Raw genomic sequence first — 21645 nt, forward strand, 5'->3', positions numbered from 1 at the left:
AAGACTACTTCATAAGTTCGCCGAAGGGCTTGATGTCTTCGGGGTTGTTGATTTCGATGTTGCCGATGAGGCCGTCTTTGATGTGCACAATCTTCTTAGTACGATAGGCCACGCCACTTTCGTGAGTGACGACAATCACAGTGCGTCCTTCGGCATTGAGGTCGGTAAGAAGCTGCATCACCTCAGCGGAAGTCTTCGAGTCGAGTGCTCCTGTAGGTTCATCGGCCAGAAGGATTTGAGGGTTGGTAATGATGCTTCGGGCAATGGCAACGCGTTGCTTTTGTCCGCCAGAAAGTTCGTTGGGCATGTGGTGTGCCCACTCTTTGAGGCCGAGACGTTCGAGGTGTTCCATGGCGATGGCGTTGCGCTTGCGGCGGGAGACACCTTGATAGTAGAGAGGCAGGGCCACGTTTTCGAGGGCATTTTTATATCCGATGAGGTTGAAGGATTGGAAGATAAAACCAATCATTCGGTTGCGATAGTCGGCAGCTTTGGCTTCACTGAGGTTCTTGACGAGTACATCGCCGAGGTAATATGTTCCTTCGTCGTAGTTGTCGAGGATGCCGAGAATGTTGAGCAAGGTGGATTTTCCACTGCCCGATGCGCCCATAATGCTCACAAATTCGCCGTCTTCGATGTCGAGGTTGATGCCTTTGAGCACGTGCAGCGGTTGACCGGCATTGTAGGTCTTATGGATGTTTTCGAGATGAAGCATAGGTCGGGTGGAATGGTAATTGAGTTGAAGTGTCGCTATTGTGAAAGGACTGCTGAGGAAAAAAACAAAAATCAGATAAGCAGCCCAAGAGGTGGAGAGAGAGAAAACTCTTTCCCCACCTTTATGGGTGAATTAGTGGTTGGTGACACTACCGCCCGAACTGGTATCTTTTTGCAGTGAACGTGCTTTGCAATCGATGTCGGCACCACTAGAAGCAGTGGCTACGGCTCTTTCAGTGAAGAGTTCTTTGGCAGAGATGTCGGCACCGCTCGAAGCCGTGAAGTTTGCAGTTCTTGCCGTACCCTTGCAGTCGACATCAGCACCACTGCTGGCGCTGATATTTACGTTGTCGGCGGTGAGATACTCACAGTCAACATCGGCACCTGACGAAGCGGCGATGGTCAGAGAGGGAGTGTTGAAATTGTTCAAATCGACATCACCCGATGAGGATGCGGCAATGTTTACAGCTGTTGCCGATCCACCAATGAGTGAAATAGAGCCAGTGGAACTGGTGCTGATGTTGAGAGGGCATTGTAGAGTGAGTGGTTGGAGCACTTTAATCTCACCTGATGAGGAGGTTTTCATATCGTTGATTGTATACCCCGAGATTTCTACTACGGTGTGGACGGAATTGTCGATGTAGCGTGCTCCTTTGTAGGCTGCAATCAAGGTATTGCCCGATACATGGATATTGAGGAGAGATGGATCTTTGAGGTTGGAAGTGACGGTGATGCTTTTTTGTCCCGTAGGGATATAGCGTACTTCGATGTCTTGTCGTGCATCGATTTTGGTTACTTCGCCGGTGACATTGAGGGTGTGTACTCTGGAGTGAGGCACAACTTCGAGACGTGTTTCACTTGGGGAATTGATGCCGGCAATGACGATTTCTTTGCAGCTCCAGAGGCTGGTAGTCAGAGATAGGGCGAGGAGGGATAGAATAAAACGTTTCATAATTAAAATGTTTAGAAGTGTGAAGTGTTTTTTACTAATACGAAAGAGTGATGGATTTGTGACAGGAGAGCAGCATAATTGTTAGATGTCTGTGGCATTCTCAAGTAGCAGTTCTAAACGCTGGGTTACTTGAGGCAACGGGATGTTGAGCATCTGCATGCTGTGTGCTAAATCGGGGAGCTGTTGGTTGAGAAAATCTTCGCGGCGTGTAGCGTGGATGATGGTTTGTGCATCGGCGGCAACAAAATATCCCAATCCGCGCTTGGTGTAGAGAATGCCGCGTTGAGCGAGCACATCAAAGGCTTTGACGGTGGTGTTGATGTTGACTTGCAGCAGAACGCTGTAGTCGCGAACGCCGGGGACTCGTTCGTCGGCCTTATATTGGCCGGCCATAATCTCATCCATGAGTCGCTCCGCGATTTGGAGATAGATAGGTTGGCCTTCGCGGAATTTCATAATGGAGTGAGTTCTGTTTGAGCAGTCCGGGGTTAGAGTCCGATGCTGCGGTTAATAATGACATTGGAATTCTTGAACATACGGTAGGAGAAGTAGATGCATCCGATTGTCCAAAGTAGATGAAATAAGTAGATGGCGACACTTAGCCAAAGAATGTACTGCGTGATGCTTTCTGAAGCAATGTCTGTGGGAAAGTCGTCTACGTAGTGCTTGACCATAAAACTTGCAACTAAGGTCAGAATTAAGGTGATTACTACGGAAAGGACGAAGATGAAAGCGGTAGTAAGGATGAATGCGTAGCGACGGAAGAGGGTGCCACCGAGGATGTAGGTGGCTTCAGCAGAGAGAAAAAGGAAGAAGGGTAGAGGGAGAATGAACACTTCGGGCCGGACGATGATTTGTGTTTCGGTCTCTCTGATGAGATCCATATGTAGGAAATTGATTTGATCTAATGGATCAAAGATGTGGAATGCAACGAGTTCACCCCCCTCTCGAACAATGGCGCGTATCACCCAGTTGAGTAAGTCAGCAGCCACGAATGCAACAACAATGCCTATTAGTACGAAGAAGGTGGATAGTATCAGGCGGTTGAGATATTTTTCTGTGCTTGTGGCGGGAAGCATATAGTAGTTGATACGTGCTTGCTTCGTTTTTAGATCTGCGAAAATAGAGCTGGCACCAATCAGTGCAAAGATATGGGCCGCAAAAAGAGATAAGGAGATCACAAAGGTGTACAAACCGTGCTCAATGGAATCATCGTGGTAGAACAGATAAGGAGTAGTGGGTAATAGTAAAATGAAGAAAAAGCCGAGGAACATACCTCCCCACATCTTAAACAGATCTTTCTTGTGCATCAAGCAATCGTGCTTAAAGACATAGCAGAAGCGGGTGAAATCAAAGTTATGATGAGCAAACATAGTGAACAGATGTTTAGAGGAAATAAATTATACATTTTGAGGTGTCTCGAGTAGATCCGGATGTTGTGTGAGTGCATTAAACAGAAGTTCAAGATCTATTTGAGTGTTTTGAAAACCATCGCCACGTGTAATGAGTGCTGTTCCGGCCAAAGAGGGTTCGGCATAGAGGGCATCGCTGATATCTTGCCCATAGGGACGTTGCTCAAACCGCAATTGTTCACAAATGTGAGCCGTGGTATCGTTGATTAAGAGACGTTGTCCTTCAAGCATCAATACGCGGTCTATGAGTGTTTCGACATCGTGTACTTGATGAGTCGAGATGATGATGGTTCGCTCATCAGTCATATGCTGAGAGATAACTCGACGGAATTGTGTTTTTGAAGGAATATCTAAACCATTAGTGGGCTCGTCCAGCAGCAGAAGGCGGGTATTGGTGGCGAGGGCAAAACTCATAAATACCTTTTTCTTCTGACCCATCGAGAGGGCTTCAAGTTGTAAATCGACTGGGAGTTCGAAGTCGCGGAGCGCCTGCTCGAGAATCTCGTTTGAGAACTTAGGATAGAAAGGTCGGTTGAGCTCTACAAAGCGAGAAAGGCTTATGTTGGGTAGTTCAAACTCTTCAGGTACAATGAACATCTCTTCTTGTACTTCAGGGCGGCGTATTTGGGTTTCAATCCCTTTATATAAAACCTTCCCTTGTTGTGGATGGAGTAGCCCTGCTATAAGATAAAGTAAGGTGGACTTTCCTGTGCCGTTCTTTCCAAGTAGCCCAATGATATTGCCTTCTTCAAGATGAAGTGAAAAGTTGTGGAACACCGCCGTCCGCCCTGCGCGGTATCTGAAGGTGAGGTCTTTTATGTCTAACATGGCGCTGAAATGTTAAGGGGTTTCTGTGTTATAGTTTTGTATTACACTGCGAAAGTAGGAAGGTTTCAATTAACCACCAAACAAAATCATAAGAAAATGATATAGAACCCCAAGAATTAACTTCTGTTTGAAATTACTCCAGTGCTATTCCAACGCTGAACGATGTAGAGAAGAAAAGGAATAGAGAGGTATTAAAGGGGTACAAATGTTTCAGAAAAGAATGTCTTTGAGGACAAATATCCTTGAGAAGCACTCAAAATTCCACTTTTTTGAAAAAAACTTAGTGAAACATTTTGTGGAGTCGAAAAAAAACTATTCCTTTGCACTCGCAAACAAGAAAGCAACACGACGTCACTTCTTGCACTGCGAAACCATTTGGTGCGTTAGTTCAGTTGGTTAGAATACATGCCTGTCACGCATGGGGTCACGAGTTCGAGTCTCGTACGCACCGCCAACCCTCTCTATTGTAGAGAACAAGGTTCCGTAGCTCAACTGAATAGAGCATCTGACTACGGATCAGAAGGTTACAGGTTTGAATCCTGTCGGAATCACTCTTCTTTGTCTGAGAAGTAAAATGAAAGACGGCTTCGTAGCTCAACTGAATAGAGCATCTGACTACGGATCAGAAGGTTACAGGTTTGAATCCTGTCGGAGTCACTTTGAATAAGCAACCGCGCTAAAACGAATGTTTTGGTGCGGTTGCTTGATTTGTATCCTATTGTCCCCTATTGTCTCCCCCTCAAAGAAGGTCGACTGTGGATAAGACTTGTCTTCCTCAGAGATAGTTTTTTCTATCTCTGAGAGAGTTGTATTTATCTCTGAGGTAAATTTCCCTACTTCCTTTCGTTTTCCCTCGCGCGTACGCGCGCGTCACTACATGAAAGTTTTGTTTTTTGCCTTCACTGCCTTCACCAAAAGGCATAAACAGCTGTAAATAAGTGAATTGTCGATGAAGGGAAAGCTCGTGAATGAGGTGAAGGAGAAACTACCTCTTGCCTTCACCCGCAACCTGCTGTCTCTCTGTAACTTACCTATCTGGGTGAAGGAGTGAAGGCAAAATACACATACTATTGTAGGGAACGCGCGCGAGGGAGAGGAGAGCCTCTTTCATCGTGCAAAAACACAACGTGCCCTCTTGCGCCATACAGCGAAAGAGGGCACGTTGAAAATAGGAAGCACTGCAGCTATTTGAGTTTGACGGTGATGTCTTTCTCAATTTCTGCTGTTTCGATTTTCTCTTCGCGAAGCAACCAACCCAGACCGAGGAACAAGTCCTTATCGGTCAGTTTTCCGCATGCTTTTTTCAATTCTTTGCCTGTGAGCGTACCCTTTTCATTGAGTGCGGTCCAAATCTTTCCGGCAATTTCACCGGCCTTAATGGTAAGCATAGTTGTAAATAGAATTAAAGAATGGATGATTTCGCTTGCAAAAATGAAAAAAAACGGGCAAAATGAAAAACTTTTGTGCGAGAAAACGACAAGTTGGCTTGTTCGAAGGGTGAGTTTGTTACCCTTAGTCGTCATTTTGTGGTGATTTCCACGATTTTAGTGGGGGCGAGTTCGTGGTTGCGGCGGTCGGTGGCTTCGACAACAGCAGTGGCCAAGGCGGCAAAGGCTTGGCCAGTCATACTGTCGGGCCGGAGCGCAACAGGCTCACCATTGTCACCGCCGTCGCAGATGCTCTGTACGATGGGGATTTGTGCCAAGAGGGGAGTGTTGAGCGATTCGGCCAGTCGGGCTGTCCCTTCACGCCCAAAGATATAGTAGCGATTTTCGGGCAGTTCGGCGGGAGTGAACCAAGCCATGTTCTCCACGAGTCCGAGGATGGGGACGTTGACCTTTTCATTGCGATACATGTCGATGCCTTTGCGGGCATCGGCCAGTGCCACTTGTTGCGGAGTGCTCACGATGACTGCTCCCGTGATGGCAAGGGTCTGAAGCAAGGTGAGGTGGATGTCACTGGTGCCGGGAGGGGTGTCGAGGATGAGATAGTCGAGTTCGCCCCAGTCGGCATCGGCAATGAGCTGTTTGAGAGTATTGCTGGCCATCGAACCGCGCCAAAGGGTGGCTGTTTCGGGATTGACAAAGAAACCCACAGAGAGGAGTTTTACTCCATATTTGAGCGCGGGAATGAGAAGCTGACGGCCTTCTACCCTGTGGGCGTAGATTTGTTCATTCTCGAGAGCGAACATTTTTGGCATCGAAGGGCCGAAGATGTCGGCATCGAGCAACCCCACGCGGTAGCCTTGTGCCGCAAGTGCCACGGCAAGGTTGGCCGAAACGGTACTTTTGCCAACTCCCCCCTTGCCGGAGGAGACAGCAATGACGTTTTTAACTTGAGGTAGGAGTTTGCCTGGTTCGGGGCGTTCGGCCTGCTTGTATTTTGGGGTGATGGTGAGCTGCACTTCGGAGTCGACCTCGCGGAGAATGGTGGATTCGATGGACTTAAAGAGACTCTTCATGAAAGGATCGGGGTTCTTCTCGAAGATGATAGAGAAGCTCACTTTCATGCCATTGATGCGGAGGTCATCCTCCACCATACCGGCTTCGATGAGGTTTTTGCCATTACCAGGGTAGCGCACTGTGGCGAGGGCATCAGTGATGAGTTTGGGGTATAATGTCATGTCTATTTTGAGTAAAAAGATTTGCAGAGAGAGAGGGAGCGTTAAGCGGTGCGGAGGTTATGCGTTGTAGTCCACTACCACGCGGGTGTCGGTAACACGTTTAGCATAGTCGGCAATGACGAGATGCTTGGGATGGTTGGCGTAGCGTTGTAGGGCTTCGATATCATCGACGACGACGGTGAGTACGAGATGGAATGAGGCTGGGGTGTGTAGTGTATCGAGTCCGCACTCTAAGCTGCGGATTTCGGGAACTACCTCCACAAGGGCATCAAGGTGTTGTTTCATCCATACTGCGTGTTCTGTTGCGGTGCGACCTTCTGCACTCTCTTTGAAACGCCACATTACAATATGTTTAATCATAATCTTTTATCAAGTTATACAGAATACTTACCTACTTGTTTCCAATCCCGATCGCTTGCTGCGATTATAGGAGCGATAGGAGTCGAGTTCGATTTCCACATCGGGCTCTACGAGAGTGCCCGCTTGTGGGAGATGGAACTTCAAGTATTTGATGTTCAGGCCTCTGTCAATCCATTGCTGCTCGTAGTAAGTACGGATGCCCAAGATTTGGCGTACTTCATTGTCCTCTTCTGCCGCAAGAGTGTGGTAGAGATTGTCCGTGCGAAACTCTACAGGGAGATGGTTTTCCTGCACCATAAAGTCGGTGTAGGTGAAGAGGAAGTTGGAGTCGGTCTTGAGATGAACCAATCCGTTGTCGCGCAGGAAGTGACGATAGCGAGCCAAGAAGTGGGTGGAAGTGAGCCGTTTGGTGACTTTCTTCATCTGTGGGTCGGAGAAAGTGAGCCAGATTTCAGACACCTCATCCGATGCAAAAAACTTGTCGATAAACTCAATGTGGGTGCGCAGAAAGCCCACGTTCTTCAACCCTGCCTCTTTGGCTTCGGTGGCGCCGCTCCACATCCGTGCCCCCTTGATGTCCACACCGATGAAGTTCTTGTCGGGGAAGAGACGCCCAAGTCCTACGCAGTATTCACCCCGGCCGCAGCCTAATTCAAGTACGATGGGGTTGCTGTTGTGGAAAAACTCCTCGTGCCACTTACCATAAAGTGGGTGATTCGGTGAGGAGGGCGTTTGAAAGGGGGCTTCGACAACGTGGTCGTAGGTGGCCATTTCGGCAAATTTAGAGAGTTTATTTTTGCTCATGGTCGAGTATCTTCTGAACGTCTGTTTGTACTTTCTGGAGTTGGTTTTTGCACTGCGCCAGGAGGATTTGGGCGCGTTTGAGTTGCGTGGTGAGTTGGTCTATTTCGAGTTCACCGCGCTCTACGGCGTTGACGATGCTGTCGAGTTCGGCCAACGCTGCTTCATAGGAGAGAGAGGCTTTGGGCATAAGGCTTATTTTGAGGAGGTATAAAGGAGTTCGCTCACCACTTCGCCATCAATCAGCTGCGTGCGAATCCGACAGTTCTTTTTGAGTTGTCGAACAGAGCGCACCACTTGTCCTTCTGCATCGAACGTGAGGGAGTAGCCCATACGGAGGATGCGTTCAGGGTCGGCCATGCGAAGGGCCGTGTCGAGGCGTTCGAGGTGGTTCGCTTCGTTCAGAAAGCGATGAGACAAGGCGGTGTGGAGGCGTGCGGGGAGTTGCTGCAAGGAGAAATCTGCTTGCTGCAGTTTTCGAGCCACAGAGATTTGCAGACGATGAGTGGCTTGTTGAAGTTGCTTATGTTGATACACCACGAAATGATCGGCGGCCTGCTCGTAGCGATGGGCCATGCGATCGAAAGCATATTGATGCTGCTGCAAGTAGCGATGGGTTGCGGTGATGAGGCGTGTCGTAAGGGTCTCTAACCCCTTCGTCTCTTCTTGCATCTTCTCGATGAGGAAAGCCGCAACAGCCGTTGGCGTCTTGAAGCGAGTGTGTGCCACAAAGTCGATGACTGTGTCGTCGCGCTCGTGTCCGATACCGGTGAAAATGGGAAGTGGGAATTGTGCTACGTTGGCAGCGAGCAAGTAGGTTTCGAAGCCGTTCAAATCGCTCGAAGCCCCTCCTCCACGAAGGATGGTCACGCAGTCCCATTGTTCGTGCTCGGCGGCAATGGCGTTGAGCGCGGCAATGATACTCATTTCTACATTTGAACCCTGCATCGTGGCTGGGAAGAGGCGGGTGTGAAAGAGAAATCCTGATTGCTCAAGTTGGTGGACAAAGTCACCATATCCCGCCGCACCTGCTGCACTAATCACGGCAATGCGCATCAGTGGTCGAGGCAGCGGCAGTTCTTTGTTGAGGGTAAGCACCCCATCGTCTTCAAGTTGATGAAGAATTTCCTGCCGCCGCCGTGCTACCTCACCGAGCGTATAGGTGGGGTCGATGTCCAAAATCGTGAGTGTGTAGCCGTAGACTTCATGGAAGGTGGGGCGCACCTCGACAAGCAACTTCATGCCGGCTTGCAGATGCTGCCCCGTAGTGTTGAAAAACTTCGGGATAATCGTTGCTGCTGTCGTGTGCCAAATGTTGCCACGGGCTTTGGCGAGAAACCTCCCACCTACTGCCGATTCGTCTTTTTCCACAAACTCCACGTAGTAGTGCCCATTGGACGCCTGTCGAATCTCGGAGAGTTCGGCCATCACCCACACTGCCTCAGGAAGGGTGAGGACAAGGGCATCGCGCACCAAGCGGTTGAGTTCGAATAGGGAAAAGGGAGACATACGTGCTGAGATTTTAGAATTTTGAGATCATCACTTGGTCTTGTTTCCTAAGTTTTGATAGACTTTCCACAAATCGGGAACACCATAGCCATAGATTTCATTGGGGTGGGCGTAGTTGCTTCCACTCTGCTGAAGGAGGGCGATGACTTCTTGGGGGGAAAGGGTAGGGGCAGCCTGCCAAAGACAGGCCACGGCACCGGCAAGAATTGGGGTCGCAAAGGAGGTGCCGTTGGCCATGGACACACTACCCGTCCCATCGATGACAGCGCTGTTGCTCCCCATAGCCATCAAGTCGGGCTTGATGCGCCCATCAGCCGTGTAGCCCACGCCGGAAAAAGTGCTGTTGTGCCTCTCTCTGTCGACAGCGCCCACGGTGAGGATGTCGTGTGCATCGCTGGGAAAGGTGATTTTTTTCCAAGTGTCCTCACCTTCGTTGCCGGCAGCGTTGAGCAAAAGCAAACCACGACTTGCGGCCAATGAAGCTGAGCGCGAGTTGAGCTCTGTCTGCCCGTCCAACCACTCATACTTCAACTCGATGCGAGGAGCTTCGTAGAGGTGATAGCCCAAAGAGGTGGTGACGATGTCTACCCCCAGCGAGTCGGCATATTCGAGGGCTGCACACCAGTTGTCGGCTTCGCCACGGTATTCGATGGCGGTGTCTTCGCTTTCCAAAAGGTAGAAAGCGGCTTCCGGGGCTGTGCCCACAAGCCGGTGGGGCAGATTGGTCGCTATGCAGGAAAGCACCATCGTGCCATGTACGTGATCGTCGTAGACCGAAGAACCTGGACGTGCAAAATTGCGTGTACCTAAAATTTTTGTAGATTGAAAGGCGGCAATCGTGTCCGTGTTGTAGAAACCTCCATCAATGACGGCTATCGTCATACCTTGTCCGCGAAATCCTGCTTCGTGGAGTGGACGCAGGTTGAGCATATCGGTCTGCGCAGCGCCTGCCCCATAGAAATCCGACACTTCAAATACCCGATCTTTAATCTGTGATTTGCGGTCGTGAGGTGAGGTGGTCGGTGGAGCAAAGGAACTGTCGTAAACCATTTCCGTACTCTTTACAAAGGGCAAGCGCCTCACACCGGTCAGTAGGGTAGTGTCGTTCACCTCGATTTGTACGGTGTTGTTCCATTTCGATAGGTTGAAAATGCGAACCCCTTGTTGGCGCAGGGCATCCAAATAATGAGGGGAAATGGGCAAATCGTGATGGTCGACACGAAGGTGGAACTTGGCTCTGCGTGCAATGGCTTTTGGCGACAGAAATTGTTCGGGATGCTTTACAGAAAAAGGAGTGCCCTTCTTGTCGGTGAGCGTTACGCGATAACGGTAGATGGTGTGGTGTGCGTTTTGTGCAAGCGTTGTAAGCGACAATATAACAACAAGAGTGAAAATAAATTTTCGCATTATGAAAGGGAGAAAAGATGGACTGTAAGTGAGGTTACAGAAGAAGATGATCGAGAAACGATTCTACCATGGAGAGCCAGCCCAAGTTATTTGGTTTGGCTATAACCTAAGTTTTTGAGTAAGTCGATGACACGCTGACGAAAGTCCCCTTGTACCAAAATCTCTCCATCTTTGACAGATCCTCCGACTCCACATTTTGTTTTGAGCGTTTTCGCAAGTTGGCTTAAATCACTTGAAGAGCCTACAAATCCTGAGATCAGGGTGACTACCTTTCCACCTCGACCTTTCTTTTCGATGCGGACACGGAGACGCTGTTGTTGCGTGGGGAGCGTCGCCGTCTCTTCTTCTTGTTGAAGCGCATAGTCGAAGTCGTTTGCAGTACTATAAACGATGCCGAGTCTTGCTTTCCAATCGGTCATAAGCAGGATTTAGTTAGTTTACATTCACATCCCGCACCTGGACTTGGTTGCGAGGAAGGAGTTGTGAGGAGTTGCAGATGACGCGCTGTCCGACGTTGTCTTTCAAGAAGAAATAAAAAGAACGCAAAGTGCTGCGCGAACGTGGATCGGTCACAATGGCCCACACGGAGCGAATGAGAGGATATTCCCCTGTTGCGATGTAGTATTGGTAGGGACGTTGCCAATCGGCCGCTTTTTTGCCCACTTTTCCCACCAACATCACATTGACATCCAAGTTGCGAAACGAGGCCATCGCAGCGGTATCACCTTTGCACACACGCAACCAGTCGGTCGATACCACGCCGATGACATCGGGATTGCTCTTGACCATGTCGAGGACAGCACGATTGCTGCCTTGAGCATAAATCTTGCCTTTCAGAGGACGTCCGTTGTTGAGCGAATCCTTCATGTAGCGTACTGTGCTTGAACCTGATGCGTCAAACACCACGGAAATGTCGCCATGTTTGGATCCCATCTCCAGCTGTTCCCATCGCGTCAGTTTCCCCATCATAATGTCACGAAGTTCTTGCACGTTGATGGCGGTGTCGGGATTGGACTTGTTGACAATGAGAGCGAAGGCGTCGTAAGCAATGCGGCTTTGCAAAAGCGGAAGGTTGTGACTTTCCACCAACATCTTTTCTTTTTCGAGCAGAGGACGTGTGGCAATGGCGAAACGAACACTATCTTTGAGCAACAGGCGAATGGCTGAATCTTCGCTGCAAAAGAGCGGTTTCATAGTGGCCTCGGGAGTGCGAAGGGCAAACAAGTCGGAGAGTTCGCTCACGATGGGCTCAAAACTCACATCACCCGCAAAGGCTACATCATCCTCGTGGAGGTAGGCATTCGCACGCTTCGGGTTCGAACTGCAAGCGCTCACCAAAAGAAATATGACCACAGAAAGGGGGAAAAGTAAGGACTTCATAAAAAAGGCAGACAAATAATCAAATAATGGAGTAGAAAACAAGAACCTGCGCCTCGCGACCGAGGCCGGAGACGCAGGTTGATAAGAGTAATGACGATTAAGTCAATGCGTAAGATGACTTACTGAATGACATAACGTACGGGAAGTGAGAACCAAACGCGAACAGGCTTACCCTGTTGCTTACCAGGAATGAAGCGAGGGAGCGACTTGATCACACGAACTGCTTCAGCATCGCAGTGAGATTCAAGACCTTTTTGAACTTGCACTTCACCAATACGGCCGTCTTCAAGTACCACAAAGCGCAGACGAACTACACCTTGGATTTCTTGCTCTTGAGCAATTGCCGGATACTTGATGTGGCTGTTCACATAGTTGAGCAGTGCGGCTTCGCCACCAGGGAAAGAAGGCATTTGCTCTACGATTGTGTAAGTTTTGGTATCTTCTACAGGAGGAGCAACGGTACTACCACCTGTGCTTTGGTTATCACGAAGGTCGTCAATGTTGATTCCGTTCTTAGAGTCACCGACATAGTCTTGTGAGGCAATAGAGATATTTGAACGCGAGAGGTCTTCTTGGTTCTTCATCTTCTTGGTCTCATCGACATGGTCTACGATTTCAGGTACGGTGAAAGCAATAGATGCCTTGACGGCCACCTTTTGCACTTCAGGCTTAGGTTCTTCTTTTTGAACCTCAACCTTCTTTTCTTCCTTCTTAGGTTCGTCCTTCTTGAGCTGCGAGAATTCCGTCGTCATCTCTTCCTCACCGGCCATAGATGCCTTGATGGCTTCTGAAGCGGCAACATAAGTAAAGATGAGCGCTGCAATCACAGCAATACCAATCAGGATGTCAATGATCGCGAAAAGGTGGCGCTTACCGGCTTTGGAACGCAAATCATAAGCTCCATAGCTCTTGTTGCGCCCTTCAAAAACGAGGTCACACCATTCGCGCGAAATGATATCTACTTTAGACATATTCGTTGTTTTTACTTATGATTACTTTGCAAGTCCGGCCACCATAGCCTTGTCTTGTTCATTAACTTTATCAATCACATACTTGCCGATGTAGCAATTCTGCATCTCGTCAAGCACGTCAATCAGGTTGTTGTAAGTCGACTCGTCCATAGGCTTAATAATGGCCGTCGGCGTGCCGTCGGCATTCTTAATTTTAGAGAGTCGTTCCTTAAACTCTTGCTTGTTCTTTTCAGCCTTCTGAGCATTGGCGGTATAGCGACCTTCAAACTCGCGTTTGAGCTTGTCCACTTCGGCCTTTGCCTTTTGGTTTTTGGCCAAGAGGATGGCACGAATACCTTCCTTGCCATAGGTTGTCTCTTTGAGCTGAGCATCCGAGGCTTTACCCTCGAAGTAGTAGAGTTTATTGTCCTTGCCGATGATAATCGTGACAGCTTCGTCCGTCTGCACCTGACTCTTGTTCTCCTTCTTGATGTCTTCCTTGTCAGAAGGCATTGTGATTTGCATCGTTTGAGGCTTGAGAAGTGTAGTACAGAGCATGAAGAAAGTCACGAGCAACATAATCATGTCCACCATAGGGGTGAAGTCGACGCGGGCATTCATCTTCTTTTGCTTGGAATTGCCCTTTCCGCCGCCTGTATCTAATTGTGCCATAACTTTATTCTGTCAGATTATTCTCCCTTGAGCGTTGTGATGAGGTTGTAGCGGTTCTCATCAATCTTGCGGAGAGAGTTCATTACTTCTTTGATTGTGCTGTAAGGAGTGGACTTGTCGGCTTTGATGGCCAGACCCATGTTCTCTCCATTGGCTTTGCGGGCTGCTGAAACCCATTCTTTGAGTTCGTCGTTCACACTGTCGCAAGGAATACCCGCATTGGCATCTTTGTTCAAAATGTCGTTGCGCTTGGAACTTTCCAAATCAACCCAACTTGCGATGGTGTTGAGGGGGCTTCCGAAAGTGGGGACCTCAGAGAATGCCTTGAGTTGTGCCGCACTAAGGTTCAGCTTCTTGCTATCAATCAGCTCTTTGGCCATCGCTTCTTGCGCCGTAGGATTGTCCATATTCATGAAAATCTTTCCCTTGGGCGAGATGAAGATGGTGAGCAGATTCTTTTCAGGAATTTTGATTTCAGAAACAGACCCGGGCACATTCACTTTGACAGGTTCTTCCTTGGTGAACGTTGCAGTGAGCATAAAGAAGGTAAGCAGCAGGACCATGACGTCACTCATCGGCGTCATGTCGATGAATGTGTCTTGTTTTTTTACTTGAAAACGTCCCATTTCTTATGTGTTACCTAATTTATGATTACTTCTGAGTGGTCTTGAAAGTTTCTACGATAGTGAAACCGAGTTCATCAATAGCGAAAGTGAGGCGGTCAATCTTGTTGGTGAAGAAGTTGTAAGAAACAACAGCTGCAGCACCAGTGGCGATACCGGAAGCCGTGTTTACAAGTGCTTCAGAGATACCTACGGAGAGAGCAGAAGAGTCTGCGCCACCACCTTCACCGGCCATAGCGGAGAACGACTTGATCATACCCATTACCGTACCGAGAAGACCCATAAGCGTACCGAGCGTTACGATAGTACCGATGATGGGAAGGTTTTCTTGCATCATGGGCATTTCGAGAGCCGTAGCTTCTTCGACCGTCTTTTGGATGGCGAGCACCTTCTTTTCGGTTTCCACTTCCGTGGAGAGTTGCTTCTTGTACTCGGTGAGGGCAGCGAGTACAACGTTGGCAACAGAACCTTGTTGCTTGTTGCAGAGTTCTTCAGCCTTGTTGAGGTCACCTGTTTTGAGGGATGCCTTTACAGCGGCAGCAAACTTACCGAGGTTGCCCTTACCATTGGCAGTGCGGATGGCAAAAGCGCGTTCGATGGTGAGAGCGAGAACAGTGATAAGCAGTGTCCAAATGATAGGCACGATGAAACCACCCTTGTAGACAGTACCAACGATACCGGCAGGTTCGTAAGATTGCTCTTGGAAGAAGTGGAAGGGAAGACCAGTGGCACCTTCAGCGTGGAAGTTGCTGAGGTGACCTGCGCCAAACACATACAGACATTCTGCAATGACGAAGCAGACAAGGATTACTGCAAAGCCGGACTTGATACCGGTGAAACCTTGAGATTTCTTGGGAGCACCCTTGGGTGCGGTAGCATTAGTAGTTGCCATTTAAGAAAAAATTAATTGGTTAAGATTAATGATGAATTGAACTTCAGATTGTAGAATGGGGGCTGATGTTGTGCCGTTGCTGACATTGACGCTGGCCAATCGTACAAAGGGTGAGGTGCTCATCGTTGAACACGCAACTTTGTAAACTCAGGCTGTTGTGAAGCCCATTGTAGATTTTGCATCCTCTTGATAATCTAATAAATAGCGAGATGACTCACCAAACGTTTGGCGGATTTGCTATCTGTACTTGAGAATGACAGCACAAAAATAGCGACTTCTTGTCACTTAGCCAAACTTTTTTGCATTTTTCTTCTGCATTTCTGCAATTCTCCTGCTGAAAAGAAGGGTGAGTTTGGGACTGGTATCGCCTAAGTAGGTGTTCTAACTTCCCTTCTTGTTAGCGCTACCTCAGAGGTAGTTTGATTTAGCTCTGAGCTGAGAAAAACTACCTCTGAGTTTTTTTCTTCAAGATAGGGAGTGGGGCATGACGCTCTTTGTTCTTCTAATGCTCGTGCTTCTCGCGCATGCGCGTATACCCTCTACACTATATTGTTGTTTTTCTCCTTCATTCCTTCACCTTTTGCTGTATTACCTTGAAAATGATGAATTTAGAGGTGAAGGCAAGAGGGTGGAAAATCCTTCACCTGAAATTCATTCAGACGCTTGACCGAGGAGACGCATCAACAATCGGAGTGAAGGGCTTTTTAGATTTGCCTTCACCCTTTTATTGCTGACTTCCAGATAGATAAATGCGGTGGTGAAGGAATGAAGGTTTTTGACACAGAGCTATAGTAGAGTATACGCGCGCGAGGGAGAGACTAACAAGTTCGGAGATGTTGGTGCAGGAAGTGCTCCATGGCCCGATAGAATGCAAAGCGGTTTTCCTCGTTGCGGAAACCATGCCCTTCGTTGTCCTTGACCATATATTCCACAGCAATGCCGCGAGCGCGTAGTGCCTCAACCATCTGGTCGCTTTCGGCCTTGTTGACACGAGGATCGTTGGCGCCCTGGGCAATGAAGAGCGGACAGCAAATCCGGTCGGCATGGAGGGCGGGCGAGGTGGCTGCCAGTTGCTCGTGATCGCCTTCAGGGTCGCCCACCTGCTCGTGCATCATCTCCAGCATAGGTCGCCAGTAGGGTGGGATGGTCTGCAAGAAAGTGAAGAGATTGGACACTCCGACATAGTCGATGGCGCAGCAATAGAGATGAGGCGTGAAGCAAATGCCGGCCAATGCGGCATAGCCCCCATAACTGCTCCCATAGATGGCAATGCGGCGGGCATCGACAATGCCGCTGCGGATGAGCCACTGCACGCCCTCGGTGATGTCGTCCTGCATCTTCAGTCCCCACTGCTTGTAGCTCGCTTCGAGAAAGCGACGCCCATAGCCCGTGGAGCCGCGGAAGTTCATCTGAAACACCGCATAGCCTCGCGAGCACAGAAACTGCACCTCGGAAGAGTAGCCCCAATAGTCCCTTGCCCATGGTCCGCCGTGAGGATTGACCACAACAGGGACGGGAGCGCCATTCTTCAGACGGAGGGTGTCACCCTCCTGCACCAGTTCCACGCCCTTGGGCAGACTCAAGTAGGCCTCAATGTCCCAACCGTCGGAGGTCGTGTAGCGCACAGCGTGCATCTCGACCATGTCGTCGGCCACAATCCAAGGGGCGGTGTCGGTGATATGCGCCAGTCGTCCGGTGGGGAAGTGGTAATAATAATAAGCTCCTCGTGTGCGATCGCTCCCCACGAAGAGAAGGGCATGGTCTTCACTCTTGTCCATGTCGGCTACACCGCAACGCAGACCGGGGAAGAGGGCATCGATTTGCTCCCGGCGTCGGTGCGCTTCCTCATCGAAGAAGTGACGAATCGGGGTGCGATGACCGGTGCAAAAGACACCCAGTAGTCTCTTGCGGCGCTGCGAATAACTGATGCTCCCCACATCATAGCGTTCGTGGGCATAGAGTTCCTCGAGTTCCTCTCCCGTCCTCGGGTCCATCAGTACGAGGGCACTTTGGTCGCGATGGAGGTTGGTCGTGGCCCAGACGTTGCGGTTGTCGGGCGTGAAAAGCAGAAAGCTCACTTCCTCCTTAAAATTGGTGGTGAGAACGGGACGAAAAGCTTCGTCTTCCGTGTCGCGATATAAAATCTGAGTGTTCACACCGTCCACGATGGCATAGACCACGCGAAGGCGTCCTTCGTGGTCGGTGGTCCAACCTTGCCAGTTGCCGGGATTTTCTGCCAAGAGTTCCAGTTGGCCGGTGTCGAGGTCAAGGCGGTAGGGATCGAAGGCTTCGGGGTTGCGGCGGTTCAGGCCGATGATGATTTTTCCCGGCACGTCCTCAAGGTCGTCGATGATGGAGGCACGCACACCGGGAAAGTCGGTGTAGGCGCGCAAATCGCTCCCATCGAGGCGCACTCCGAAGAGGTGGTAGTTTTCGTCGCCGCCTTCGTCTTTGGAGAAGACAATTCGGTCGTTGTCGGCCCACATATAGCTGCCGACGCTGCGGGCTGTCTCGAAGGTGAGTTGGCGGGGAGTACCAAGATGGGCAGTTTCGTCGATGGACTGCACGAACACGTTCATGCGACTTTCATAGGGAGCGAGAAAGGCGAGATGATGCCCATCGGGCGAAATCTGGTAGGCGGTTTGTTCGGAGTTGCGGAAGAAGTCTTCGAGTGGGAGCATAACAAGAAAAGAGATTAAAGTGAGCGATTGTCGCGCGAAATTACATGATTTTGGTGAGAAAGGCTAATCGTCAGAAATAAAAATCGTATCTTTGCAGTAACATTGTGATTTCTTTTTCCGCTTTCCCTCCCTCTTTTCTATTGATAAAGCACAACGTTTCATCGATGGTTTCGATTGGTCTCGTTTTTTACTGATTGGCTTTTTCCGAGATGAAATGAGGGAGTTCGCAATTCGTATTTATCGGATGATTCGAAAACTCTTTTCTAAACTTTTTCCTCGCTCCTCCTCCCCGCTCACAACGACTGCTACACAGCGCCTGGAGCACGTGTTGCATCGGCTGCAGGTGGAGTGGGAGGTGACTCCGACGAGCCAAGGGGGTGCAGAGATGGACTATCATTTCCACTTCCAAAACGGCGATTTCCACGCTATGGCGCGTGAGGGACGCCCTTACGTGCGGGTGCACTTTCTCTTCTTCTTAGACACGGCTTTTGGCAATCTCGACAATGTGCGCTATGCTTGCAACGAGTTCAATACGCAGTATCCCGAATACAAGGTTATTTATACACTCGATGAGAAAGAACACAAAATCAATCTGCACATCGCTATGAGTTTCCGCCTTGCTGATGCTCAAGAAGTGGATGTGCGCGACTTTGGGAGCAGCCTGACCATGTGCTTTGAAGCAGCGCGGACTTATCGTCAGCTGCTGGAGTCGATTCTGGAAAGCGACAATTCGAACTTAGAGGAAAACACGGCGATGAACCGAAGGGAAGTGTTTTTGGCACGCGAGGCCGAGATACAGCACCAATCGCCGGCTTACCGCTGGCGCACCAACGAGACAGAGCGCCACACCCTTGGGCAACTCTTGCGCACAATGCTTGGGGTGGACGAAGTGAATTTTCTTCGGTTGCGTGTGGTGGCTCGTGAATTTTGGGAAACTTCTGTTGAGGAGGAAATGGAAAACTACGACTTGGCCGATGTGCTCACGCGGCGGGAAGATGATGGGACGGCCCTCTTCGTGTGCGAAAGTGCCACACTCATCATCGAAGTGACCACGACAGCTCGTCAGCGTGAAGAGTATGTGGTGCATCTCCATGCCGAAGACGAGGCCGAGGGCACACTCTATATGCGCGTCACACTGGTGCAGCCGACCCTCTCCGCTTCACCTCGCCACTCGTTGGTCAGCGCAGAAGCTGCCAAAACAACACCCCTCAGTTTCTTGATGGCTCTTGACACCACCGACCCTCGACAACGTCTGTCGGAGTTCCAGTACATCTGGGACGAGGTGCAGGCAGCCTTAAAGGAAGGGAAACCTTTGGAGGGCGATCGTCTCTTTGTCAGCCTCAGCGAGTGGCCCAACGTGGGCTATGATCTCTATTGGGGCCGTCGCTTCTTTGAAAGTCGCAGGTACTACGAAGCGTTGCAATACTTCGAAAACGCCTACATCGTGCTCAGTCGCAACTATCATGAGATGAGCAAGTCCTCCAAGGAGAAGTTCTATGAGTTGGCCTACTACATCGGGCTTTGCTACTCTCACCTGAAGCTCTATCGTCAAGCCTACTTCTATCTCGATGCCACCTACTCGCAGCACTCCATCCGCTACACCACGGCTTATGTGAACACGTTGGTCGACTCCTGTGATTTCCGAGCGCTGCCCATTATCAATGTTCTGCTCAACAATCTCTCCGAAGAACTCGAAAGCGACAGTGAGGAAGAAGATCGGGATAACCTCCCACAGAACCTATTCGATTTTTTGCGTTTCTTGCGGCGGAGAAAGGCTTATGCCCTCATTGACCTCCACCACTATGACGAAGCCGAACAGCTTCTCCACTCCTTGCTCGGCAATCCCGATGATGAAGCCTTTGTACTGGACGAACTGGCCTATCTCGAACAACAGCGGGCGGCCGAAAAAGATAATGACGCTCAACCTCAACCCTAATTCCCTTGAAGATATGACAATGGTTTCCCCTTCGCTGCTCAGTGCCGACTTTGCGAACTTGCAGCGTGATATTGAAATGCTCAACCAGAGCGAGTGCGACTGGTTTCACCTCGATGTGATGGATGGTGTGTTTGTACCCAACATCAGTTTCGGATTTCCTGTGATGCAGGCCATGGCACGCCATGCCGAAAAGCCCCTCGACGTACACCTGATGATTGTGCAGCCCGAAAAGTTCATTCCCGAAGTCAAAGCACTGGGTGCACGTGTGATGAACGTGCACTACGAAGCCTGTACCCATCTCCACCGTGTGGTGCAAGCCATCAAGGCCGAGGGAATGCTGGCCGGTGTCACTCTCAATCCTCATACACCGGTGAGCGTGCTCGAAGAGATCGCTCCCGACCTCGACTTGGTGATGCTCATGAGCGTCAACCCCGGCTTCGGCGGGCAGAAGTTCATAGCTTCGTCCGTAGAGAAAGTGCGCAAACTCCGTGCGCTCCTCGACCGCACAGGCTCCAAAGCGCTCATCGAAGTGGACGGTGGGGTCAATCGCGATACCGGCCGCTTGCTGGTCGATGCCGGGGCCGATGTGCTGGTGGCGGGAAGTGCGGTGTTCAATGCCCCTAATCCACAGGCCGAAATCGCGGCACTGCGACGACTGTAAGACCTAAGTTGGTGTTCAAAATTAATCGTAACTATCTTCTGCGTGGGGTATTCTCTACTTTGACACCATCTTTGTTTCAATTTTCCGCCACCTCGCCTTTGTTTATCAGTCGCGTGGCCTACACTTCTTTTTATCCACCTTTGAATCCTCTCCGATGGAAATAACGCCCATACTCTCCGGGGCTGAAATGCTCCAACTTATGTCGCTCCTGCGCGATGTCAAACACGTGGTGACCCTCGGCCATCGTGGTCCTGATGGCGATGCCATGGGGGCTAACCTTGCTTGGGCCGACTATCTGCGCCGGCTCGGCAAGCAGGTCACCGTGATCATGCCTAACCCTTGCCCCGACTTCCTGCGCTGGCTGCCTGGTGCACAAAATGTACTATTCTTTTCGCAAGACGACCACCGCGAGACGGCACTCGATGCTATCCGTCGAGCCGACCTCATCTGTCTGCTCGACTTCAACGCCCTACACCGCATGCAGGAATTGGCGCCCATCGTAGAGAAAGCCAAAGCGCGCCGCTTGATGATTGATCATCACGAGAACCCCGACACAACTTGTGCCGACCTCATCATCTCCCGTCCCGGAGCGTGCAGTACCTGTGAATTGGTGTTTCGCATCGTCTACCAGTTGGGAGGCTTCGACCAGATGCCGCGCGGTGCCGCGGCCTGCATCTACTGTGGCATGATGACCGATACCGGTGGATTCTCCTATGCTTCCAACAATCCCGAGATATTCATCATCATTGCTCACCTCTTGACGAAGGGCATTGATAAAGACAAAATCAACCGCAATGTCAACAACTCGTGGTCGGACCACCGCTTGCGCTTTTGGGCCTACATCATCAACGAAAAACTCACCTTCCACCGCGCCCACAAAGCCGCTATCCTCACCATCACGCGGGAGGACATGAAGCGCTTTCGCTACATTCGTGGCGATTCCGAAGGGCTGGTCAACGAACCCCTCAAAGTGCGCGGTATGCGTTTGAGTATCAGTTTGCGTGAAGACACCGAAAAGGATGTCGTCCGGGTCTCGGTGCGTAGCGTTGATGACTTCCCGGCCAATCGTCTGGCGGAAGAGTTTTTCAATGGCGGTGGCCATTTCAATGCTGCCGGGGGCGAACTCCCCTTCCCACTTGAAGAGGCTGTGAAAACGGCCGAGCGCGCCATTGCAGCTTACGCCGACAAGCTTTGAACTTTCTTCATCTCTACCTCGAAGGTGTTGTTGGACTTTGATGACTTCC

The 21645-nt window shown here is 50.1% G+C and carries 22 protein-coding genes and 3 tRNA genes; 6 read left to right on the forward strand and 19 right to left on the reverse strand.

All coding sequences use genetic code 11. The features are described from left to right. Nucleotides 1-4: 4 nt before the first annotated feature. The 5 genes from H8527_RS04390 to H8527_RS04410 all read right to left on the reverse strand — a co-directional run bounded on the left by H8527_RS04390 (nt 5) and on the right by H8527_RS04410 (nt 3906). Nucleotides 5-715: an ABC transporter ATP-binding protein gene (locus tag H8527_RS04390; protein ID WP_187545952.1), complete on the reverse strand. Its 711-nt coding sequence runs from the start codon at nt 713-715 to the stop codon at nt 5-7. Nucleotides 716-847: 132 nt separating this feature from the next. Then, nucleotides 848-1666, reverse strand: a complete 819-nt coding sequence (locus H8527_RS04395; protein WP_187545954.1) for a GIN domain-containing protein — start codon at nt 1664-1666, stop codon at nt 848-850. Nucleotides 1667-1747: 81 nt separating this feature from the next. Then, the gene (locus tag H8527_RS04400) at nt 1748-2122 is read right to left on the reverse strand and encodes a GntR family transcriptional regulator (RefSeq protein WP_187545956.1); all 375 of its coding nucleotides are present in this window, start codon (nt 2120-2122) and stop codon (nt 1748-1750) included. A 32-nt stretch (nt 2123-2154) separates the two neighbouring features. Continuing rightward, a complete protein-coding gene (locus H8527_RS04405) occupies nt 2155-3039 on the reverse strand; it encodes a hypothetical protein (RefSeq protein WP_187545957.1) in 885 nt (294 codons plus the stop codon). Between the two features lie 27 nt (nt 3040-3066). Beyond that, nucleotides 3067-3906: an ATP-binding cassette domain-containing protein gene (locus H8527_RS04410; RefSeq protein ID WP_187545959.1), complete on the reverse strand. Its 840-nt coding sequence runs from the start codon at nt 3904-3906 to the stop codon at nt 3067-3069. 377 nt (nt 3907-4283) lie between these two features. On the opposite strand from H8527_RS04410, the gene H8527_RS04415 reads away from it, so the two are divergent. The 3 genes from H8527_RS04415 to H8527_RS04425 all read left to right on the forward strand — a co-directional run bounded on the left by H8527_RS04415 (nt 4284) and on the right by H8527_RS04425 (nt 4563). Then, a tRNA-Asp gene (locus tag H8527_RS04415) sits at nt 4284-4360 on the forward strand. A gap of 23 nt (nt 4361-4383) precedes the next feature. Beyond that, nucleotides 4384-4457, forward strand: a tRNA-Arg gene (locus H8527_RS04420). A gap of 32 nt (nt 4458-4489) precedes the next feature. Beyond that, nucleotides 4490-4563, forward strand: a tRNA-Arg gene (locus H8527_RS04425). A 527-nt stretch (nt 4564-5090) separates the two neighbouring features. On the opposite strand, the gene H8527_RS04430 is transcribed toward H8527_RS04425, so the two are convergent. The 14 genes from H8527_RS04430 to H8527_RS04495 form a co-directional block, all read right to left on the reverse strand. Next, nucleotides 5091-5294, reverse strand: coding sequence for a winged helix-turn-helix domain-containing protein (locus H8527_RS04430; protein ID WP_187545960.1), 204 nt, complete (start codon nt 5292-5294; stop codon nt 5091-5093). Nucleotides 5295-5425: 131 nt separating this feature from the next. Further along, nucleotides 5426-6529: an Mrp/NBP35 family ATP-binding protein gene (locus H8527_RS04435; protein ID WP_187545962.1), complete on the reverse strand. Its 1104-nt coding sequence runs from the start codon at nt 6527-6529 to the stop codon at nt 5426-5428. A gap of 57 nt (nt 6530-6586) precedes the next feature. Beyond that, nucleotides 6587-6889 carry a Dabb family protein gene (locus H8527_RS04440; protein WP_187545964.1) on the reverse strand — a complete coding sequence of 101 codons (303 nt, stop codon included), beginning with the start codon at nt 6887-6889 and terminating at the stop codon, nt 6587-6589. Nucleotides 6890-6916: 27 nt separating this feature from the next. Beyond that, complete coding sequence (trmB, locus tag H8527_RS04445; RefSeq protein WP_187545965.1) at nt 6917-7693, reverse strand: tRNA (guanosine(46)-N7)-methyltransferase TrmB; 777 nt, start codon at nt 7691-7693, stop codon at nt 6917-6919. Continuing rightward, nucleotides 7680-7880 (reverse strand): exodeoxyribonuclease VII small subunit, encoded by a 201-nt coding sequence (xseB, locus tag H8527_RS04450; protein ID WP_187545967.1) that lies wholly within the window; start codon nt 7878-7880, stop codon nt 7680-7682. The genes trmB and xseB overlap by 14 nt, the downstream gene beginning before the upstream one ends. 5 nt (nt 7881-7885) lie before the next feature. Beyond that, entirely contained in the window at nt 7886-9199 is a 1314-nt protein-coding gene (xseA, locus tag H8527_RS04455; RefSeq protein ID WP_187545968.1) for an exodeoxyribonuclease VII large subunit, read from the reverse strand. 30 nt (nt 9200-9229) lie between these two features. Then, nucleotides 9230-10606 (reverse strand): S8 family serine peptidase, encoded by a 1377-nt coding sequence (locus tag H8527_RS04460; RefSeq protein ID WP_187545970.1) that lies wholly within the window; start codon nt 10604-10606, stop codon nt 9230-9232. A gap of 86 nt (nt 10607-10692) precedes the next feature. Next, on the reverse strand, nt 10693-11025 hold the full coding sequence (locus tag H8527_RS04465; protein ID WP_370539226.1) for a translation initiation factor: 333 nt from the start codon (nt 11023-11025) through the stop codon (nt 10693-10695). A gap of 13 nt (nt 11026-11038) precedes the next feature. After that, nucleotides 11039-11986: a PstS family phosphate ABC transporter substrate-binding protein gene (locus tag H8527_RS04470; protein WP_187545972.1), complete on the reverse strand. Its 948-nt coding sequence runs from the start codon at nt 11984-11986 to the stop codon at nt 11039-11041. 119 nt (nt 11987-12105) lie between these two features. Continuing rightward, nucleotides 12106-12957, reverse strand: a complete 852-nt coding sequence (locus H8527_RS04475) for an energy transducer TonB (protein WP_187545974.1) — start codon at nt 12955-12957, stop codon at nt 12106-12108. Between the two features lie 21 nt (nt 12958-12978). After that, nucleotides 12979-13608, reverse strand: coding sequence for a biopolymer transporter ExbD (locus H8527_RS04480; protein WP_187545976.1), 630 nt, complete (start codon nt 13606-13608; stop codon nt 12979-12981). Nucleotides 13609-13625: 17 nt separating this feature from the next. Beyond that, nucleotides 13626-14234, reverse strand: a complete 609-nt coding sequence (locus tag H8527_RS04485) for a biopolymer transporter ExbD (protein ID WP_187545978.1) — start codon at nt 14232-14234, stop codon at nt 13626-13628. Nucleotides 14235-14259: 25 nt separating this feature from the next. Next, nucleotides 14260-15123, reverse strand: a complete 864-nt coding sequence (locus H8527_RS04490) for a MotA/TolQ/ExbB proton channel family protein (protein WP_187545980.1) — start codon at nt 15121-15123, stop codon at nt 14260-14262. 818 nt (nt 15124-15941) lie between these two features. Then, the gene (locus H8527_RS04495) at nt 15942-17804 is read right to left on the reverse strand and encodes a S9 family peptidase (RefSeq protein ID WP_187545981.1); all 1863 of its coding nucleotides are present in this window, start codon (nt 17802-17804) and stop codon (nt 15942-15944) included. Nucleotides 17805-18048: 244 nt separating this feature from the next. Here H8527_RS04495 and H8527_RS04500 point away from each other — a divergent pair, with 244 nt between their 5' ends. The 3 genes from H8527_RS04500 to H8527_RS04510 all read left to right on the forward strand — a co-directional run bounded on the left by H8527_RS04500 (nt 18049) and on the right by H8527_RS04510 (nt 21596). Further along, a complete protein-coding gene (locus tag H8527_RS04500; RefSeq protein WP_187545983.1) occupies nt 18049-19740 on the forward strand; it encodes a hypothetical protein in 1692 nt (563 codons plus the stop codon). Nucleotides 19741-19753: 13 nt separating this feature from the next. Further along, on the forward strand, nt 19754-20401 hold the full coding sequence (rpe, locus tag H8527_RS04505; protein ID WP_187545985.1) for a ribulose-phosphate 3-epimerase: 648 nt from the start codon (nt 19754-19756) through the stop codon (nt 20399-20401). A gap of 154 nt (nt 20402-20555) precedes the next feature. Further along, on the forward strand, nt 20556-21596 hold the full coding sequence (locus H8527_RS04510) for a bifunctional oligoribonuclease/PAP phosphatase NrnA (RefSeq protein WP_187545987.1): 1041 nt from the start codon (nt 20556-20558) through the stop codon (nt 21594-21596). The last annotated feature ends 49 nt before the right edge of the window (nt 21597-21645 follow it).

Origin of the sequence: Alloprevotella sp. Lung230, assembly GCF_014385435.1 — a bacterium.
GTDB lineage: Bacteria > Bacteroidota > Bacteroidia > Bacteroidales > Bacteroidaceae > Alloprevotella.

Excerpts from the sequence above, each read along its gene's own strand:
- H8527_RS04500 (WP_187545983.1), top strand. The coding sequence starts at position 18,049 with ATGATTCGAAAACTCTTTTCTAAACTTTTTCCTCGCTCCTCCTCCCCG.
- H8527_RS04490 (WP_187545980.1), bottom strand. The coding sequence starts at position 15,123 with ATGGCAACTACTAATGCTACCGCACCCAAGGGTGCTCCCAAGAAATCT.
- H8527_RS04465 (WP_370539226.1), bottom strand. The coding sequence starts at position 11,025 with ATGACCGATTGGAAAGCAAGACTCGGCATCGTTTATAGTACTGCAAAC.
- H8527_RS04430 (WP_187545960.1), bottom strand. The coding sequence starts at position 5,294 with ATGCTTACCATTAAGGCCGGTGAAATTGCCGGAAAGATTTGGACCGCA.
- H8527_RS04470 (WP_187545972.1), bottom strand. The coding sequence starts at position 11,986 with ATGAAGTCCTTACTTTTCCCCCTTTCTGTGGTCATATTTCTTTTGGTG.
- xseB (WP_187545967.1), bottom strand. The coding sequence starts at position 7,880 with ATGCCCAAAGCCTCTCTCTCCTATGAAGCAGCGTTGGCCGAACTCGAC.
- rpe (WP_187545985.1), top strand. The coding sequence starts at position 19,754 with ATGACAATGGTTTCCCCTTCGCTGCTCAGTGCCGACTTTGCGAACTTG.
- H8527_RS04495 (WP_187545981.1), bottom strand. The coding sequence starts at position 17,804 with ATGCTCCCACTCGAAGACTTCTTCCGCAACTCCGAACAAACCGCCTAC.
- H8527_RS04460 (WP_187545970.1), bottom strand. The coding sequence starts at position 10,606 with ATGCGAAAATTTATTTTCACTCTTGTTGTTATATTGTCGCTTACAACG.
- H8527_RS04480 (WP_187545976.1), bottom strand. The coding sequence starts at position 13,608 with ATGGCACAATTAGATACAGGCGGCGGAAAGGGCAATTCCAAGCAAAAG.
- H8527_RS04390 (WP_187545952.1), bottom strand. The coding sequence starts at position 715 with ATGCTTCATCTCGAAAACATCCATAAGACCTACAATGCCGGTCAACCG.
- H8527_RS04440 (WP_187545964.1), bottom strand. The coding sequence starts at position 6,889 with ATGATTAAACATATTGTAATGTGGCGTTTCAAAGAGAGTGCAGAAGGT.
- H8527_RS04475 (WP_187545974.1), bottom strand. The coding sequence starts at position 12,957 with ATGTCTAAAGTAGATATCATTTCGCGCGAATGGTGTGACCTCGTTTTT.
- H8527_RS04435 (WP_187545962.1), bottom strand. The coding sequence starts at position 6,529 with ATGACATTATACCCCAAACTCATCACTGATGCCCTCGCCACAGTGCGC.
- H8527_RS04410 (WP_187545959.1), bottom strand. The coding sequence starts at position 3,906 with ATGTTAGACATAAAAGACCTCACCTTCAGATACCGCGCAGGGCGGACG.
- H8527_RS04485 (WP_187545978.1), bottom strand. The coding sequence starts at position 14,234 with ATGGGACGTTTTCAAGTAAAAAAACAAGACACATTCATCGACATGACG.
- trmB (WP_187545965.1), bottom strand. The coding sequence starts at position 7,693 with ATGAGCAAAAATAAACTCTCTAAATTTGCCGAAATGGCCACCTACGAC.
- xseA (WP_187545968.1), bottom strand. The coding sequence starts at position 9,199 with ATGTCTCCCTTTTCCCTATTCGAACTCAACCGCTTGGTGCGCGATGCC.
- H8527_RS04510 (WP_187545987.1), top strand. The coding sequence starts at position 20,556 with ATGGAAATAACGCCCATACTCTCCGGGGCTGAAATGCTCCAACTTATG.
- H8527_RS04395 (WP_187545954.1), bottom strand. The coding sequence starts at position 1,666 with ATGAAACGTTTTATTCTATCCCTCCTCGCCCTATCTCTGACTACCAGC.
- H8527_RS04400 (WP_187545956.1), bottom strand. The coding sequence starts at position 2,122 with ATGAAATTCCGCGAAGGCCAACCTATCTATCTCCAAATCGCGGAGCGA.
- H8527_RS04405 (WP_187545957.1), bottom strand. The coding sequence starts at position 3,039 with ATGTTTGCTCATCATAACTTTGATTTCACCCGCTTCTGCTATGTCTTT.